Raw genomic sequence first — 13,870 nt, forward strand, 5'->3', positions numbered from 1 at the left:
GCGCTCACTACGCCGCGGTCAACGCAAGTTCAGGGCTCGTCCGAGTCCGCGCCTGAAAGCGCCTCACCCAGCACGCCGCTCGCCTCTTCACCCGGCAGTGCCTCGACGTCGCGCAGCTTGCGGTTCATCGCACGCGTGCGCACCTCGGCGGCCTCGATGGAGCGCGTCACCGTTTCGAGCTGCGACTTCGTTTTCGCGAGCACGTCGCCGAACTTGCCGAACTCGGTTTTCACCGCGCCCAACACCTGCCAGACCTCGCTCGACCGCTTTTCGATGGCGAGCGTGCGGAAACCCATCTGCAGACTGTTCAGCAGCGCCGTCAGCGTAGTCGGCCCCGCGATGGTCACGCGATAGTCGCGCTGCAACAGGTCGGTGAGGCCAGGGCGCCGCAAGATCTCCGCGTACAGCCCTTCGGTGGGCAGGAACAGCAGCGCGAAGTCGGTGGTATGCGGCGGCGCCAGATATTTCTCCGCGATGGTGCGCGCCTCGCCGCGCACGCGCGCTTCGAGCGCACGGCCTGCCTCGTCGATGGCCGCCACGTCGGCACGCTCCTGCGCGTCAATCAGCCGCTCGTAGTCCTCGCGCGGAAATTTCGCGTCGATGGGCAGCCACACCGGCGCCACGGTGCCCGTCGCGTCGGGACGGCCCGGCAGTCGAATCGCGAACTCCACGCGCTCGCCGCTCTTCGGCACCGTCGCGACGTTCTTCGCGTACTGGTCCGGCGTGAGCATCTGTTCGAGCAGCGCTTCGAGCTGCACTTCGCCCCACGTGCCGCGCGTCTTCACGTTCGTCAGCACCTTCTTCAGGTCACCGACGCCCGCCGCCAGCGTCTGCATCTCGCCCAACCCGCGATGCACCTGCTCGAGCCGGTCGGACACCAGCTTGAACGACTCGCCGAGGCGCTGCTCGAGTGTGGCGTGCAGCTTTTCGTCCACGGTGCGGCGCATCTCTTCGAGCTTCGTCGCGTTGTTCGCCTCGATGTCCTTGAGCCGCTGCTCGATGGTGGCGCGCACTTCGGCAAAGCGCCGGTCGTTCGCTTCGGTCAACTGCGAAAGTTGCAGCGTGAGCGTGTCGCCGAAACGCTTGAGCGCCGAGCCCTGCTCGTCACGCGCCTGGAGCGCCTGCTGCTGCAGGCTCTGGCGCACGGCTTCGAGCTGCTGTGCGTTGGTCTCGGTGAGCTTGACGAGCTGTTGCGCGAAGCCGTCGATCTGGTTGTTCTGCACGGTCGCGATGCTCGTGAGCTGCGTCGCGAGCGTCTGCTGAAATTGCGCGAGGCCGCTGCCCAGTTCAGTGCGGGAGGCCTGCGCGGTCTGCGCGATGTCCGTGCGCAGCTCGCGTTCGAGCCGTTCGGCGGTACGTGACTGCACATCATTGAATGCCGCGAGCCGGTCGGCCAGCTCGTGGAGCCCCGCCTGCGCCGAGCCGTCGCGCCCGCGCATCGCCACGACGAGCACGATCACGAGCGCCGTGGCCAGCACGATCACGGCAATCGACATCAACAGCATCGCCGTCATGAGCGTGCCCTTCCGATCACTTCAGGATTGATGGGATTCGGCGGCTGTCCGGCACGCGGTCCTTCGCCCAGGCCGGCAATCAGATTGTCGGCAGCGAGATTGGCCATCGCGCGGCGCGTGCGCTCCGTCGCGCTCGCGATGTGCGGCGTGAGCACCACGTTGGGCACCGTGAGCAGCGCGGGGTTGAGGTTCGGCTCGCCTTCGAACACGTCGAGGCCGGCTGCGGCAATGCGCTTTTCCCGCAGTGCTTCAGCGAGCGCGGCGTCGTCGACGATCCCGCCGCGCGCGATGTTCGTGAGCGTGGCGGTGGGCTTCATAAACGCGAGTTCGGCAGCGCCGATGGTGTGGTGGTTCTCGGCCGTGTACGGCAGCACGAGCACGACGTGATCGGCTTCGCGCAGCAGCTCGGCTTTCGGCAGATAGGTGGCGTTCAGTCCGGCTTCGATTTCGGGCGCAACGCGCGAACGGTTGTGATAGACGACGCGCATGTTGAAGCCGCGCGCGCGGCGCGCCAGCGCCTGACCGATGCGCCCCATGCCGATCACACCCAGCGTGGAACCGTAGAGATCGACGCCGAGAAAACCGTCATACGACCACTTCTGCCAGTGGCCCGCGCGCAGCCAGTGCTCGGATTCCGCGATGCGCCGCGCAGCCGCCATCATGAGCGCCCAGCCGAAATCGGCCGTGGATTCATTGAGAACATCCGGCGTATTGGTGCCGAGCACGTTCGCCGCGTTGAACGCGGCCATATCGAAGTTGTTGTAGCCCACGGCCATGTTCGACACGACACGCAGCTTCGGCGCCGCCGCGAGCGTCGCCGCGCCAATCGGGTCGCCCGCCGTCAGCGCGCCGTCCTTGTCCGCGAGACGTCGTGCGAGTTCGTCGGCGCTCAGCACGTCGCCGTTGTTCCACTCCACTTCGAAGTGCTGCTTCAACCGCTCGATCACGTCCGCAAAGATGGGACGTGCCACGAGAATCTTCTGCATCGGTTTTCTCCGCTTACTCTGTTTCTGTTTGCGCGCCAGTTGGCGTCAGAAAAATATCCACGTCGTCATGAGAAACACCGGCAACAGCACGCCGCCCGACCACAGCAGGTAGCCGAAGAAGCTCGGCATGCGAATGCCGCGCGACTCCGCAATGGCCTTCACCATGAAATTCGGCGCGTTGCCAATATAGCTGTTCGCACCCATGAATACCGCCCCGGCCGAAATCGCCGCGAGCGTGGTGGCGCCCGTGGTCATCAGCGACGGCGCGTCGCCGCCCGCGAGATTGAAGAACACGAGGTACGTGGGCGCGTTATCGAGGAACGACGAGAGGAGCCCCGTCGCCCAGAAATACATGGCCTCGCGCGGCTGGCCAGCGGCGTCGTTGACCAGGTGCACGATACCGCCGAAGGCACCGCCCTCGCCCGCGCGCAGGATCAGGATGACGGGTGCAATGGTCACGAAGATGCCGGCAAAGAGTTTCGCGACTTCCTCGATGGGCGCCCAGTTGAAGCCGTTGCCGATGCGCGCCACACGCGGCGTCACGGCAAGCGAAATCAGCGTGATCGCAACGAGCGCAACGTCGCGCACCGCGTTTTGCAGCTCGACGTGTACGCCCATCAGATTGAAGGTTACGCCGGGCTTCCACAGGCCGCTCGCGAGCACGAGCGCGACGACGCCCGCGAGCAGCAACAGATTGATCTTGCCGTCGATGCCGAACGACACCGTATCGGGCGTGGGATCGAGTCTCGCCGGCCGCGCTTCTTCGCGCCGCGCCCAGTACCAGCTATCGAGCGCAAAGAACACTGCCAGCAGCACGCCGCAGACGAACAGCATGGGCAACGCGAGATGCTGGGTCGTCCAGAAAAAGCCCACGCCATTGAGGAAGCCGAGAAAGAGCGGCGGATCGCCGAGCGGCGACAGCGAGCCGCCCGCATTCGCCACGAGGAAGATGAAGAACACGACGACATGGACGACGTGCCGGCGGTTGTCGTTGGCGCGCAGCAGCGGCCGGATCAGCAGCATGGCCGCGCCCGTCGTCCCCATGATGCTGGCGAGCGCGGTGCCAAGCGCGAGCATCGCGGTATTGACGCGCGCCGAGCCGTGCAGATTGCCGCGCACGCAGATGCCGCCGGCCACGGTATAGAGCGCCGTCAGCAACACGATGAACGGCACGTATTCCTCGACGAGCGCGTGCAGCAGCGTGCGCCACGCGGCCCCCAAGCCGAACGCTGCGCCGAACGGCACGATGAAGAGCGCTGCCCACGCCGCGGCGATCTTGCCGAAGTGGTGATGCCAGAAGGCCGGCGCGACAATCGGAAAGATGGCGATGGAGAGCAGCATGCCGGCGAACGGCACCGTCCACCACGCCGACAAGGCAGCCCCATCGAGCGTCGCGGCGACGGCGAGTGCGGGCCACACGGCCAACAATGCAAACGCGGCATATGCAGCAAAGAGGGCCACGCCTGCACTCGCGGCGTGTCGTGTCATGTTCAGGTCCTTGTTTGTTGTAGAAACGCCGTGGATGCGCCGTCAGTGTGGAGCGTGGCGGCAGCGCGGTCGGCGAAACGGGTTCAACGCGCGAGCACGAAGCACGAAGTTCCGGGCGACCCGTCAGTGTGGCGTGTCCGGTTGGTGTTTCGCCTGTCCGGCTGTCCGGCTATCCCGCAGGTCCGGCGTCGAACGCGTGGCGCACCGGCACGCAGCAAGCCGCCGTGCCGCGCGCATGCGGCCGCGCGGCACACGTGTCACGCCCCGCGCACGATCACCACATGCACGCGATAAGGACCGTGCGCGCCCAGCACGATGGTCTGTTCGATATCGCCGGTGCGCGACGGCCCCGAAACGAAATTGACGGCACGAGGCAGTTCGCCGCGTTCGGCGCGAATCAGCGCGAACGCATCCTCCTGTCCGGCCACGATGCGCGAAGCCGGCACGATCGCAACGTGCGTCTCCGGCAGCAGCGCCCCGGACGCCCACGTCTCGGGTCCGGAGAGCAGCACCAGCGTGCCCGTCTCCGCGACCGCGCAAAAGCAGCCGGTTACGCCGACAAGATCGGTATCCACAGGTTTGCGGAATTCGATGGCGAGTCCCGCGTCGACCCAGGCAAGCTCCGTGAGCGTCGCCCACGCCACGCCGGTGAGCGGCAAGCCGTTCGTCTCCAGGTAGCGGCGCACGGCGGCGGGCACCTGGGCGAGCGTATCCACTTCGTCCACCGTGGTGGCCATTTTGTGAGCGGCCTCGATGAAGCAGGCCTTCAGATCGGCGGGCAATGGCGGACGCGGGCCTTGCGGATGACGCGCGAGGTAGTCCACGACCGCTTCGCGCTCCGGCGCGGTGGGCTCGGCGTCGCGTCCCTGCGCAGCGCGAATGCGCGCGAGGATGTTGCGACGGGCAGTGGATGTATCCATGAAGCGGTCCTCGTGTCGTGGGCAGATCGAGTATCGCGGAATTATACCGGCGGGGGATGCACCGCCGCGGGGGCAAACGGCCTATTCCAGGCGGCCGGATGGCGGCAAACGCGCGGCCATCGCAGAATGAGCGATCAAGTCGCTCCACGGCGGCGCCGCACAGCGCGATCTATTTGCCCGAGATCTCGTCGTCGGCCAGTTGCTCGATGCCGAACACCTGGCGCAGGTAGGCCAGGTACGCCTTGTCGTCGCACATGTTCTTGCCCGGCGAGTCGGAGAGCTTCGCCACAGGCTGCCCGTTGCAACGGACCATCTTGATGACGATCTGCAGCGGGTTGTAGCCGAGGTCGTTGGTGAGATTCGTACCGACGCCGAAGGCCAGCTTGCAGCGCCCGCGGAAGCGCTCGTAGAGCTGCAGCACCTTCGGGATGTCGAGCGCATCGGAGAACACGAGCACCTTGGTACGCGGGTCGCAGCGATTCGCTTCGTAGTGGCTGATAAGGCGCTCGCCCCAGTCGAACGGATCGCCCGAGTCGTGCCGCGCGCCGTCGAAGAGCTTGCAGAAATACATGTCGAAGTCGCGCAGAAACGCCTTCATGCCGTAGACGTCGGAAAGCGCGATGCCGAGGTCGCCGCGGTACTCCTTCGCCCACATTTCGAAACCGTAGGTCTGCGAATCGCGCAGCCGCGGACCCAAGGCCTGACACGCCTGCAGATATTCGTGCGCCATGGTGCCGAGCGGCGTGAGGCCGTGCTTCATGGCATAGAACACGTTGCTCGTGCCGGCGAACTGCGGGCCCAGGCCGTCTTTGAGCGTCAGGATCACTTCCTCATGCCAGCGCTTCGAGAAGCGCCGGCGCGTGCCGTAGTCGGCGATCTTGCAGTCGGCGAACTCCGGTTTCGCGCCCAGCAGCGTGATCTTCTCGCGCAGCCGCTCGCGGCCCACGGCGTAGTCGGGCTGCTGCTGCGTGTTGCGGAAGTAGACCTCGTTGACGATGGCAAGCACCGGAATCTCGAAGAGAATGGTGTGCAGCCACGGCCCTTTGATCTCGATGTCGATCTCGCCGTTGCCCTTCGGCGACGGCGTCACCGAAATGTATTTTTCGTTGAGCTGAAAGAGCGCCAGAAAGTCGACGAAATCGCTCTTGATGAAACGCATCTGCCGCAGGTAGTCAAGTTCGGGCTCCGTGAAACGCAATTTGCAAAGCAGGCGCAGCTCACTGCGAATCTCGTCGATGTAGGGAACCAGGTCGACATTCGGCGTGCGGCAACGGAAGCGATATTCCACACTCGCGGCGGGGAAATGATGCAGCACCACCTGCATCATCGTGAACTTGTACAGATCGGTATCGAGCAGCGAAGTAATGATCATGGTGTGGCGGCTGAACTGCGGTCGGACGGTCGCGCGGTCACGACGTCCGCACGCCCGCGCTTGCAGGGCACGTCCCCCGCGCCCTTTGGTCGCCATGTTACCGCAAGGCGTCGGCACGGCACGTGCCAGCACACCGGCTGCACAAGGCTCATCGCGCCATGACAGCCGCGGCGCGACCCATAAACTAATCACCAAACGATATAAGCCGGCCTGTCAGCGTGTGGATTCGTCTTTTGACGTTCAGTTACAATACCGGTTTTGGCGTTTCGCCACCCCTGATACTGCACGCAGGAGCTGCCTGAATGACTCACGTTGTGACCGAAAGCTGCATTAAGTGCCGCTATACCGACTGCGTCGATGTGTGCCCGGTGGACTGCTTTCGCGAAGGTCCCAACTTCCTCGCGATCGACCCGGACGAGTGCATCGACTGCGCTGTGTGCGTGGCCGAGTGCCCGGTGAACGCGATCTATGCCGAAGAAGACGTGCCGGGTGACCAGCAGGACTTCATTCCGCTGAACGCCGAACTGGCGAAGGCATGGCCGAGCATCACGAAGACCAAGCAGCCGCTGCCGGAAGCCGACGAATTCAAGGACGTGAAGGACAAGCTGTCGCTGCTGCAGCGCTAAGCGACATCGGGGCTTGTCTATCAGGCCGGTCCGGCAGGCGCTACGGCAAGAAGCGCACGCAGGAAATACGCCTCGCCGAAGCCCCGAAGTATTGACAGCGTCTGAAGTACCTCATAGAATCTCGCTTCTCTGCTTTTGTTGTTCCCCGATAGCTCAGTCGGTAGAGCGCCGGACTGTTAATCCGTAGGTCCCTGGTTCGAGCCCAGGTCGGGGAGCCAAGAAATTGCAAAAGCCCGTTAGCCATAACGGGCTTTTTTACGTAGTGAACGGTTGTATTGCTGTTCCCCGATAGCTCAGTCGGTAGAGCGCCGGACTGTTAATCCGTAGGTCCCTGGTTCGAGCCCAGGTCGGGGAGCCAAAAGATATCGAAGGGATTACGTGTCTTCACGTAATCCCTTTTTTCTTTTCCGGCAGAGCGGCGGCGAGTCGCCGCGCGAGTTCGTCGATAATGTGGATCTGTCATTCCCGCCGATCGATCCACGATGAACCTCGCCAAACGCACTCACGACTTCTCCACGACGCGAAACCCGCGCCTGCGCGTCACCGCACGATGCGCTGCCGCAGTCGGTACCGCGTTCCTCGCGGCCACGACAGGCGCGGCATACGGCGAGGAGATCGGCAGCGTCAACACGAATTTCCGCATCACGGGCTCCGACCGCGTCGTGGTCGAAGCCTATGACGATCCGCTCGTGGATGGCGTCACCTGCTATGTCTCGCGGGCACGCACAGGCGGCATCAAGGGCACGCTGGGCGTAGCCGAAGACCCGACGGAGGCGTCCATCGCATGTCGCCAGGTCGGGCCGATCCACTTCACAGGCAACCTCAAGCAGCAGTCGGACGTGTTCACGGAACGCATGTCGTTCATCTTCAAGACGCTGCACGTGGTGCGCGTCGTGGATGCAAAGCGCAACGCGCTCGTCTATCTGACCTACAGCGACCGCGTGGTAAGCGGCAGCGCCAAGAACAGCGTGAGCGCCGTGCCCGTCCCCGCGGGCACGCCGATTCCGTTGAAGTAGGCGCGCCGCACACGCCTACCGCACCCGACTCGAGAGACCTGCAAGCCCGAAGCCATGACCGTCACCCGCTTCCGCGATTCCGCCCATTACTGGCGCACGCCGCTGTTGCCCGGCGCGGACCTGCTCACCGCGGAATATCACGATCACGAGTTCACACCGCACTGGCACGACGCCTACACGATTCCCGTGATCGAGGAAGGCGCGGAACGCTATCGCTATCGCGCCACGCACTACGTCGCCGAAGCGGGCAGCGTGCCGGTGATCAATCCCGGCGAGGTGCATACGGGCTCGCGTGCCGTGGACGAAGGCTGGCGCTATCGGGTGATGTACGTGCCGATCGAGTACATGCACAGCCTCGCGCAGGACATCGCGGGCGGCGCGCAGCCGCTGCCGTGGTTCGACGCCGATGTGATTCGCGACGCCGACCTGGCGCGCCGCCTCTCTCGTGCGCACCAGCTACTCGAAGCCGGCGCCGCCGGACTGCCCGCTCTGACGTCTACGCCAACGGCGGACCCGCTCGCTGCCGAATCGGCATTGCTCGACGCGCTCTCCACGCTGCTCGTCCGCTACGGCCGCACGCCGCCGGAACATCTGCTGCGCCCGGCGCGCGACCCGCGTGTGGCAACGATGAAGGAACACCTCGCCAGCCATCTCGCCACGCCGCTTCTGCTTGCCGACCTCGCGGCAGCGGTCAGCCTTTCGCCCTTTCACGCGGCACGCCTTTTCGCCCAGGCTACGGGGCTACCGCCGCACGCGTGGCGCAACCAGATGCGCCTGCAACGCTCGCTTGCGCCCCTGCGCGCGGGCCGGCCGGTGGCCGAGGTCGCGGCGGCCACCGGCTTCGTCGATCAAAGCCACTTCACGCGCCATTTCCGCCGCATGTTCGGCGTGCCGCCGGGGCGCTGGCAAGCGGCATAACCGCCCCGGCAACATCCCCCACCCCGCCGCAAGAACGTACAAGCCAGCTGCCTACGCCCTCCGTTAAGCTCGCGGCAAAAGGAGGAGAGAGTGACCCGTTCCATTCGCTTCAAGGAATTCACGGCGGGCGCGCGCGACACGATTCCGATGATGGTCGGCGCCGCCCCGTTCGGCATCATCTTCGGCACGCTCGTCACGTCGGGACCGCTTCACGTGTGGCAAGGGCAGTTGATGTCCCTCGCGGTATTCGCCGGCTCGGCGCAGTTCATTGCGCTCGGCCTGATTGCGGGCAGCGCGAGCTTTCCGGTCGTGCTCGGCACGACGCTCGTGGTGAATCTGCGGCATCTGCTGTACAGCGCGACGCTCGCGCCCTATGTGGCGCATCTGACGCTGCGCTGGCGGCTGGTGCTCGCCGGCCTGCTCACCGACGAAGTATTCGCCGTGGCCTGGGCCCACTATCGTCGTCAGCCGCATGGCCGGTTCGACGCCATCGGCCCCTGGTACTTCTTCGGCTCCGGGCTCGCCATGTACGTGAACTGGCAGCTCTGGACGGCGGCCGGGCTGCTGTTCGGCGCGGCCTTTCCGGGACTGCAGTCGCTCGGGCTCGACTTCGCGATGGTCGCCACCTTCATCGCCATCGTCGTGCCGCAGCTGGTGGCCGTTCGCTACTTCGCGGCCGCGGTCACCGCGGGCACGCTCGCGCTGCTCTGGCAGACGTGGCCCTACAAGCTCGGACTGCTGGGCGCCGTGCTCGCGGGCGTCGCGGTGGGTGTCGCGCTGTCGTTGCCAGGCGCCTCGCGCGGACGCACCGCAGAGGCAAGCCGATGAACTACGCGCTCCTGATTCTCGGCATGGCGCTCATCACCTGGGCGATCCGCGCGGCCGTGTTCGTGCTGGGCGACCGCGTCGTCTTTCCGCCGCTCGTGCGCACGGCACTCGGCTTCGTGCCCGTCACCGTGCTCACCGCACTCATCGTCCCCATGGCGGTCGCCCCGCACGGCAGCCCTGAGTTGACGTGGCGCAATCCGCAGCTCGTCGGCGCGCTCGCGGCCATTGCCGTGAGTGCGCTCACGCGCCGCCCACTGCTCACCATCGCCGTGGGGCTCGCCGTGTTCTTTGTCTGGCAAGGCGTCGTGCTGCGTTAGCGCCACCCGTCCCTTCCCTGTCCGCCGAACGTGAGCCCCCGGCGCGCCAGCCCCGGAGGCCGGCGTTTCGTGCGCTGCGTCATGACTTCCTCAAGTTTGCCCACCGCACGCCGTTAAACAGATCGAAGTCCGCCGATCGAAATCCGCTTTTCGCGCCGGCTCCGGCCCTGGTGCCCGCCGGCCTGGCGGCGCGCAATGCGCCCGGATCGCACGCAGATCGCGCGACGCGCGTCGTCCGTTCACCGCGCCGTCACGAACGTGAAGACGCCGGCAACCCGCGCGAAGGACGCTCCGCCGGCATACAGCAGATACGCCACGGCGCCACGAAGAGGGGCGGACCGGGGAAACGGGATAACAACATGGGCCAGATCACCCTTACGCTGAAGGAAGAAACCCTTGTGTCGCTACGCAAGGATTTCGACGCGTTCCTGCGCGTGTCGCTCAAGCTCGACCCGCAGTTCGCGACGCCCTCGTTCGAGGACTTCCTGCGTGCGAAGCTGCTCGACAACATGGTGCCGCTCACCGAGCACGCGGTGCAGCGCATGCTTCAGGGCGGCCAGTACGCGTGGGCAAAACGCACGCTCGACAAGGAATTTCCGGACGTCGTCGCCATCCTGATGCGGCAGGCCGCCGAGTACGGCTTCGGTTTCGCCGCCCGCTCCGAATGGACGCCCGACGAGCTCGCCAAGCACTGTCGCGACTGGGCCACGGCGATCGTCAACGAGGCGCAGGCCGCGCCCAACCTGATCGATCCGCTCTCGGCGCAGATCAAGTCGGCCGTGCAGGACATCCAGACGCTCGAAGAAGTGATGCAGACGCCGGCGTGGCGGCTCGCGGAATCGCTGCGCCAGCGCATCTACGAGGCGAAGATCGCCTGCGAAACGAGTGTGGGCAGCGCGTCGCGCGAAAAGCTGGGCGAGTTGCGCGGGCTGCTGCGCCTTGGCATTTCGCACGGCTCGTTCCAGAAGCAGGAAGCGCAGCAGATCATGGAATACCTGCGCCTGCTCAAGCCCGAAATCTTCGTCGAAGAACCGTACGACGTATTCGCTCGCCTCGCGGCCTGGCTGCGCAACGTCTTCACGCCGCCCGTGCGCAACCAGCAACAGCAGCAGCGTCAGTCGCGCTGAGGGCGCAGCGCTGAAGCCAGCACGCCAGCCGCCTTGGCCTCGGATGCAATAACCCTGCTCAGTCCCACATCTTCCTGAGCTTCGCCGCAATCTCCACCTTGGCGTGAGCCGCCGCAGCCAGCCCCGCCGCTGTCGGCGCGGCAGCGACGGGCACGGGCGGCCACGCACGCGCCTCGAAGAGCGGCAACAGCGGCGCCGGAATGAAGCGCGTGCGCGAGGCCCAGACATGCCGGTCGCCCGATTGCGTCTGGTTGTGCACATAGAAGCGCTGCGGCACGACGATGTGCAGGTCTTCCTTCGCGCGCGTCATCGCCACGTAGAGCAGGCGGCGCTCCTCGTCGATCTCTTCGTCGCTGCCGGTGCCGAGGTCGGACGGAATGCAGCCGTCCACGCCATTGAGCACGAACACGTTGCGCCACTCCTGGCCCTTCGCCGAATGGATCGTGGAGAGGATCAAGTAGTCCTCGTCGAGCAGCGGCACGCCGGACTCGCCGCTCGTTGCATCGGGCGGATCAAGCGTGAGTTCCGTGAGAAAGCGTTCGCGCGACGGGTACGTGCCCGCAATACTTTCCATCTGCAGCACGTCCGCGTGACGCATGGCAGCGTCTTCGTGGTTGCGTTCCAGATGCGGTTCGTACCAGCGGCGGATCAGCTCGAACTCGGCAGGCCATGCGCTCGTGCGCGAGCAGACCGTCGACATCATCGCGACGAACGCGGCCCAGTCTTCTGCGGCGCGCGGTGGCGGCGCGAATGCCGCGAGCGCGTCGGCGGCAGGCCAGGTGCCCTTGCAGGCTGCGACCTGATCGAGCAGCCGCGCCGCCGTGGCCGGCCCCACGCCAGGCAGCAGTTGCACGACCCGAAAGCCCGCCACGCGGTCGAGCGGGTTTTCCGCCCAACGCAGCACGGCGAGCACGTCTTTCACGTGCACGGAATCGAGAAAACGCAGCCCGCCGAACTTGACAAACGGAATGTTGCGGCGAGCCAGCTCCACTTCGAGCGCCGCGCTGTGGTGCGCCGCGCGAAACAGCACCGCCTGCGACTTCAGTTTCATGCCCGCTTCGCGCGCCTCGAGCACCTGCTCGACGACATAGCGCGCTTGCGTGGCTTCGTCGGCCACGGTAACGAGCCGCGGACGCTGCTCGCTCGCGCGGTCGGTCCAGAGGTTCTTCGCGAAGCGCTCTTTGGCGAGCCCGATCACCGCGTTCGACGCCTCGAGAATGGGCGCCGTGGAACGGTAGTTGCGCTCGAGCATGACCTGCCGCGCGGGCGGATCGAACTGCGTGGGAAAGTCGAGGATGTTGCGCACCGTGGCGCCGCGAAACGAGTAGATGGCCTGGGCGTCGTCGCCCACCACCGTCAGGCCGCGCCCGTCGGGCTTGAGGGCGAGCAGGATCGACGCCTGCAGGCGGTTCGTGTCCTGGTACTCGTCCACGAGCACGTGATCGAAGCGCGCGGAAAGCTCGGCGGCGAGCGCGGGCTCCGCGGCCATGTGCGCCCAGTACAACAGCAGGTCGTCGTAGTCGAGCACGTTCTGCGCCTGTTTCGCCTCGACGTAGCGGGCAAAGAGCGCGCGCAGGTCCGCCTCCCACTCGCAGCACCACGGAAACGCACGGGCGAGCACATCGGCGAGCGACGCACCGGTATTCACGACGCGCGAATAGATCGAGAGACACGTCGACTTCGACGGGAACCGCCGTTCCTTCGCCGACAAACCGAGTTCGTGGCGCACCAGGTTGACGAGGTCCGCGGAATCTTCGCGGTCGTTGATGGTGAAGCCCGGCGCGAGGCCGATGCGCTCGGCGTACTCGCGCAAGAGCCGCGCGCCCACGCCGTGGAACGTGCCGGCCCACATGAGCCCGTGCGCGAGCGCCGCAGACGCGCCCGGCACGCCGGCGGCGATGCGCGTCACGCGGCGCGTCATTTCGTCGGCGGCGCGGCGCGAGAAGGTGAGCAGCAGAATACGATGCGGGTCCGCTCCGTTCACGACAAGATGGGCCACGCGATGCGCAAGCGTATTGGTCTTGCCCGAGCCCGCGCCCGCGATCACCACGAGCGGCGCGGGCGCGCCGGCCTCGCCGACGCCGTGCTCGACGGCCGCGCGCTGGGCGTCGTTGAGCTTCGCGAGCCAGGCGGCGACTTTCGTTGCGACCTCGGCCGCTATTTCAGGCGTCGGGCTTGCGCCGCCATGCGCGGCGGGGCGCTCGACGAGGGCAGACGAATCGCGAACAGAAGCGGAAACCGGAACGGAAGCGGAAGGCACGGCGCGGGCAGAATGGGAAGATGGCGACGCATACTGTATATCCATACACCCCTGTGAGACAAGCGCGCAGAACCCTCGCTCGCCCACGCACCCGCGGCCTCCACGCAATCCGTTCGACGCGCCCGCGCCCGCGGGCTTATGATGCGAGCCCTTGAACCTGTTCCCTCGCGTGCGCCATGCCCAATCTCGATTTCCCGCTCACCGGCGACTACGTCGAACTCCATAACCTGCTGAAGATCACCGGCCTCGCCGACAGCGGCGGCGCGGCCAAGCAGCTGGTGGCCGCAGGCGAAGTGAAGGTGGACGGTCAGGTGGAGCTGCGCAAGACGTGCAAGATCCGCGCGGGCCAGGTCGTGCTGTTCGGCGATACACGCATCGCCGTGCGCGAAGCCGATTGAAAGAAACTGCACCAAAAACGGGCTTTTCCATCGACAACTGCCCGTTCCCGCAATAAGCTGTCCGTCCCGAAAGACATCATAAGAATCGCGGCGCGCCCGT

Annotated in this window: 13 protein-coding genes and 2 tRNA genes; 9 read left to right on the forward strand and 6 right to left on the reverse strand. The window is 65.9% G+C overall.

The genetic code is table 11. From position 1 onward, the window contains the following. Positions 1 to 29 precede the first annotated feature (29 nt). The 5 genes from PKKP23_RS08975 to pncB all read right to left on the reverse strand — a co-directional run bounded on the left by PKKP23_RS08975 (position 30) and on the right by pncB (position 6,280). A complete protein-coding gene (locus PKKP23_RS08975) occupies positions 30 to 1,514 on the reverse strand; it encodes a DNA recombination protein RmuC (RefSeq protein ID WP_126876640.1) in 1,485 nt (494 codons plus the stop codon). Further along, positions 1,511 to 2,500, reverse strand: a complete 990-nt coding sequence (locus tag PKKP23_RS08980; protein WP_126876641.1) for a 2-hydroxyacid dehydrogenase — start codon at positions 2,498 to 2,500, stop codon at positions 1,511 to 1,513. The genes PKKP23_RS08975 and PKKP23_RS08980 overlap by 4 nt, the downstream gene beginning before the upstream one ends. Positions 2,501 to 2,545: 45 nt before the next feature. Continuing rightward, positions 2,546 to 3,988 (reverse strand): sodium:proton antiporter, encoded by a 1,443-nt coding sequence (locus tag PKKP23_RS08985; RefSeq protein ID WP_126876642.1) that lies wholly within the window; start codon positions 3,986 to 3,988, stop codon positions 2,546 to 2,548. A gap of 257 nt (positions 3,989 to 4,245) precedes the next feature. After that, positions 4,246 to 4,908 carry a LutC/YkgG family protein gene (locus PKKP23_RS08990; RefSeq protein ID WP_126876643.1) on the reverse strand — a complete coding sequence of 221 codons (663 nt, stop codon included), beginning with the start codon at positions 4,906 to 4,908 and terminating at the stop codon, positions 4,246 to 4,248. A gap of 169 nt (positions 4,909 to 5,077) precedes the next feature. Next, positions 5,078 to 6,280: a nicotinate phosphoribosyltransferase gene (gene pncB / locus PKKP23_RS08995; protein WP_126876644.1), complete on the reverse strand. Its 1,203-nt coding sequence runs from the start codon at positions 6,278 to 6,280 to the stop codon at positions 5,078 to 5,080. A 302-nt stretch (positions 6,281 to 6,582) separates the two neighbouring features. On the opposite strand from pncB, the gene fdxA reads away from it, so the two are divergent. The 8 genes from fdxA (at position 6,583) to PKKP23_RS09040 (ending at position 11,112) form a co-directional block, all read left to right on the forward strand. Then, positions 6,583 to 6,906 (forward strand): ferredoxin FdxA, encoded by a 324-nt coding sequence (gene fdxA, locus PKKP23_RS09005; RefSeq protein ID WP_017774646.1) that lies wholly within the window; start codon positions 6,583 to 6,585, stop codon positions 6,904 to 6,906. Between the two features lie 142 nt (positions 6,907 to 7,048). Continuing rightward, positions 7,049 to 7,124 (forward strand) — tRNA-Asn (locus PKKP23_RS09010). Between the two features lie 64 nt (positions 7,125 to 7,188). Further along, positions 7,189 to 7,264 (forward strand) — tRNA-Asn (locus tag PKKP23_RS09015). Positions 7,265 to 7,388: 124 nt separating this feature from the next. Continuing rightward, a complete protein-coding gene (locus tag PKKP23_RS09020; protein WP_126876646.1) occupies positions 7,389 to 7,922 on the forward strand; it encodes a CreA family protein in 534 nt (177 codons plus the stop codon). 54 nt (positions 7,923 to 7,976) lie between these two features. After that, on the forward strand, positions 7,977 to 8,840 hold the full coding sequence (locus tag PKKP23_RS09025) for an AraC family transcriptional regulator (RefSeq protein WP_126876647.1): 864 nt from the start codon (positions 7,977 to 7,979) through the stop codon (positions 8,838 to 8,840). 147 nt (positions 8,841 to 8,987) lie between these two features. Next, positions 8,988 to 9,668, forward strand: coding sequence for an AzlC family ABC transporter permease (locus tag PKKP23_RS09030; protein WP_240658854.1), 681 nt, complete (start codon positions 8,988 to 8,990; stop codon positions 9,666 to 9,668). Then, positions 9,665 to 9,985 carry an AzlD domain-containing protein gene (locus tag PKKP23_RS09035; RefSeq protein ID WP_126876649.1) on the forward strand — a complete coding sequence of 107 codons (321 nt, stop codon included), beginning with the start codon at positions 9,665 to 9,667 and terminating at the stop codon, positions 9,983 to 9,985. Before PKKP23_RS09030 ends, PKKP23_RS09035 begins: the two co-directional genes overlap by 4 nt. Positions 9,986 to 10,344: 359 nt before the next feature. Then, complete coding sequence (locus PKKP23_RS09040) at positions 10,345 to 11,112, forward strand: DUF4088 family protein (protein WP_017774640.1); 768 nt, start codon at positions 10,345 to 10,347, stop codon at positions 11,110 to 11,112. 58 nt (positions 11,113 to 11,170) lie between these two features. Here the strand turns inward: PKKP23_RS09040 and PKKP23_RS09045 are convergent, their stop codons facing one another. Continuing rightward, positions 11,171 to 13,273 (reverse strand): ATP-dependent helicase, encoded by a 2,103-nt coding sequence (locus PKKP23_RS09045; RefSeq protein WP_126876729.1) that lies wholly within the window; start codon positions 13,271 to 13,273, stop codon positions 11,171 to 11,173. 275 nt (positions 13,274 to 13,548) lie between these two features. Here PKKP23_RS09045 and PKKP23_RS09050 point away from each other — a divergent pair, with 275 nt between their 5' ends. Then, positions 13,549 to 13,770 (forward strand): RNA-binding S4 domain-containing protein, encoded by a 222-nt coding sequence (locus tag PKKP23_RS09050; RefSeq protein WP_017774638.1) that lies wholly within the window; start codon positions 13,549 to 13,551, stop codon positions 13,768 to 13,770. Positions 13,771 to 13,870 lie beyond the last annotated feature (100 nt).

The sequence above is a fragment of the Paraburkholderia kururiensis JCM 10599 = LMG 19447 genome (assembly GCF_003986935.1).
In the GTDB taxonomy this organism is placed as follows: domain Bacteria; phylum Pseudomonadota; class Gammaproteobacteria; order Burkholderiales; family Burkholderiaceae; genus Paraburkholderia; species Paraburkholderia kururiensis.

Coding starts and splice junctions, on each gene's coding strand:
- PKKP23_RS09020 (WP_126876646.1), top strand. CDS start 7,389: ATGAACCTCGCCAAACGCACTCACGACTTCTCCACGACGCGAAACCCG.
- PKKP23_RS09025 (WP_126876647.1), top strand. CDS start 7,977: ATGACCGTCACCCGCTTCCGCGATTCCGCCCATTACTGGCGCACGCCG.
- PKKP23_RS08990 (WP_126876643.1), bottom strand. CDS start 4,908: ATGGATACATCCACTGCCCGTCGCAACATCCTCGCGCGCATTCGCGCT.
- PKKP23_RS08975 (WP_126876640.1), bottom strand. CDS start 1,514: ATGACGGCGATGCTGTTGATGTCGATTGCCGTGATCGTGCTGGCCACG.
- PKKP23_RS09040 (WP_017774640.1), top strand. CDS start 10,345: ATGGGCCAGATCACCCTTACGCTGAAGGAAGAAACCCTTGTGTCGCTA.
- PKKP23_RS09030 (WP_240658854.1), top strand. CDS start 8,988: ATGATGGTCGGCGCCGCCCCGTTCGGCATCATCTTCGGCACGCTCGTC.
- PKKP23_RS09050 (WP_017774638.1), top strand. CDS start 13,549: ATGCCCAATCTCGATTTCCCGCTCACCGGCGACTACGTCGAACTCCAT.
- PKKP23_RS08985 (WP_126876642.1), bottom strand. CDS start 3,988: ATGACACGACACGCCGCGAGTGCAGGCGTGGCCCTCTTTGCTGCATAT.
- PKKP23_RS09035 (WP_126876649.1), top strand. CDS start 9,665: ATGAACTACGCGCTCCTGATTCTCGGCATGGCGCTCATCACCTGGGCG.
- fdxA (WP_017774646.1), top strand. CDS start 6,583: ATGACTCACGTTGTGACCGAAAGCTGCATTAAGTGCCGCTATACCGAC.
- PKKP23_RS08980 (WP_126876641.1), bottom strand. CDS start 2,500: ATGCAGAAGATTCTCGTGGCACGTCCCATCTTTGCGGACGTGATCGAG.
- pncB (WP_126876644.1), bottom strand. CDS start 6,280: ATGATCATTACTTCGCTGCTCGATACCGATCTGTACAAGTTCACGATG.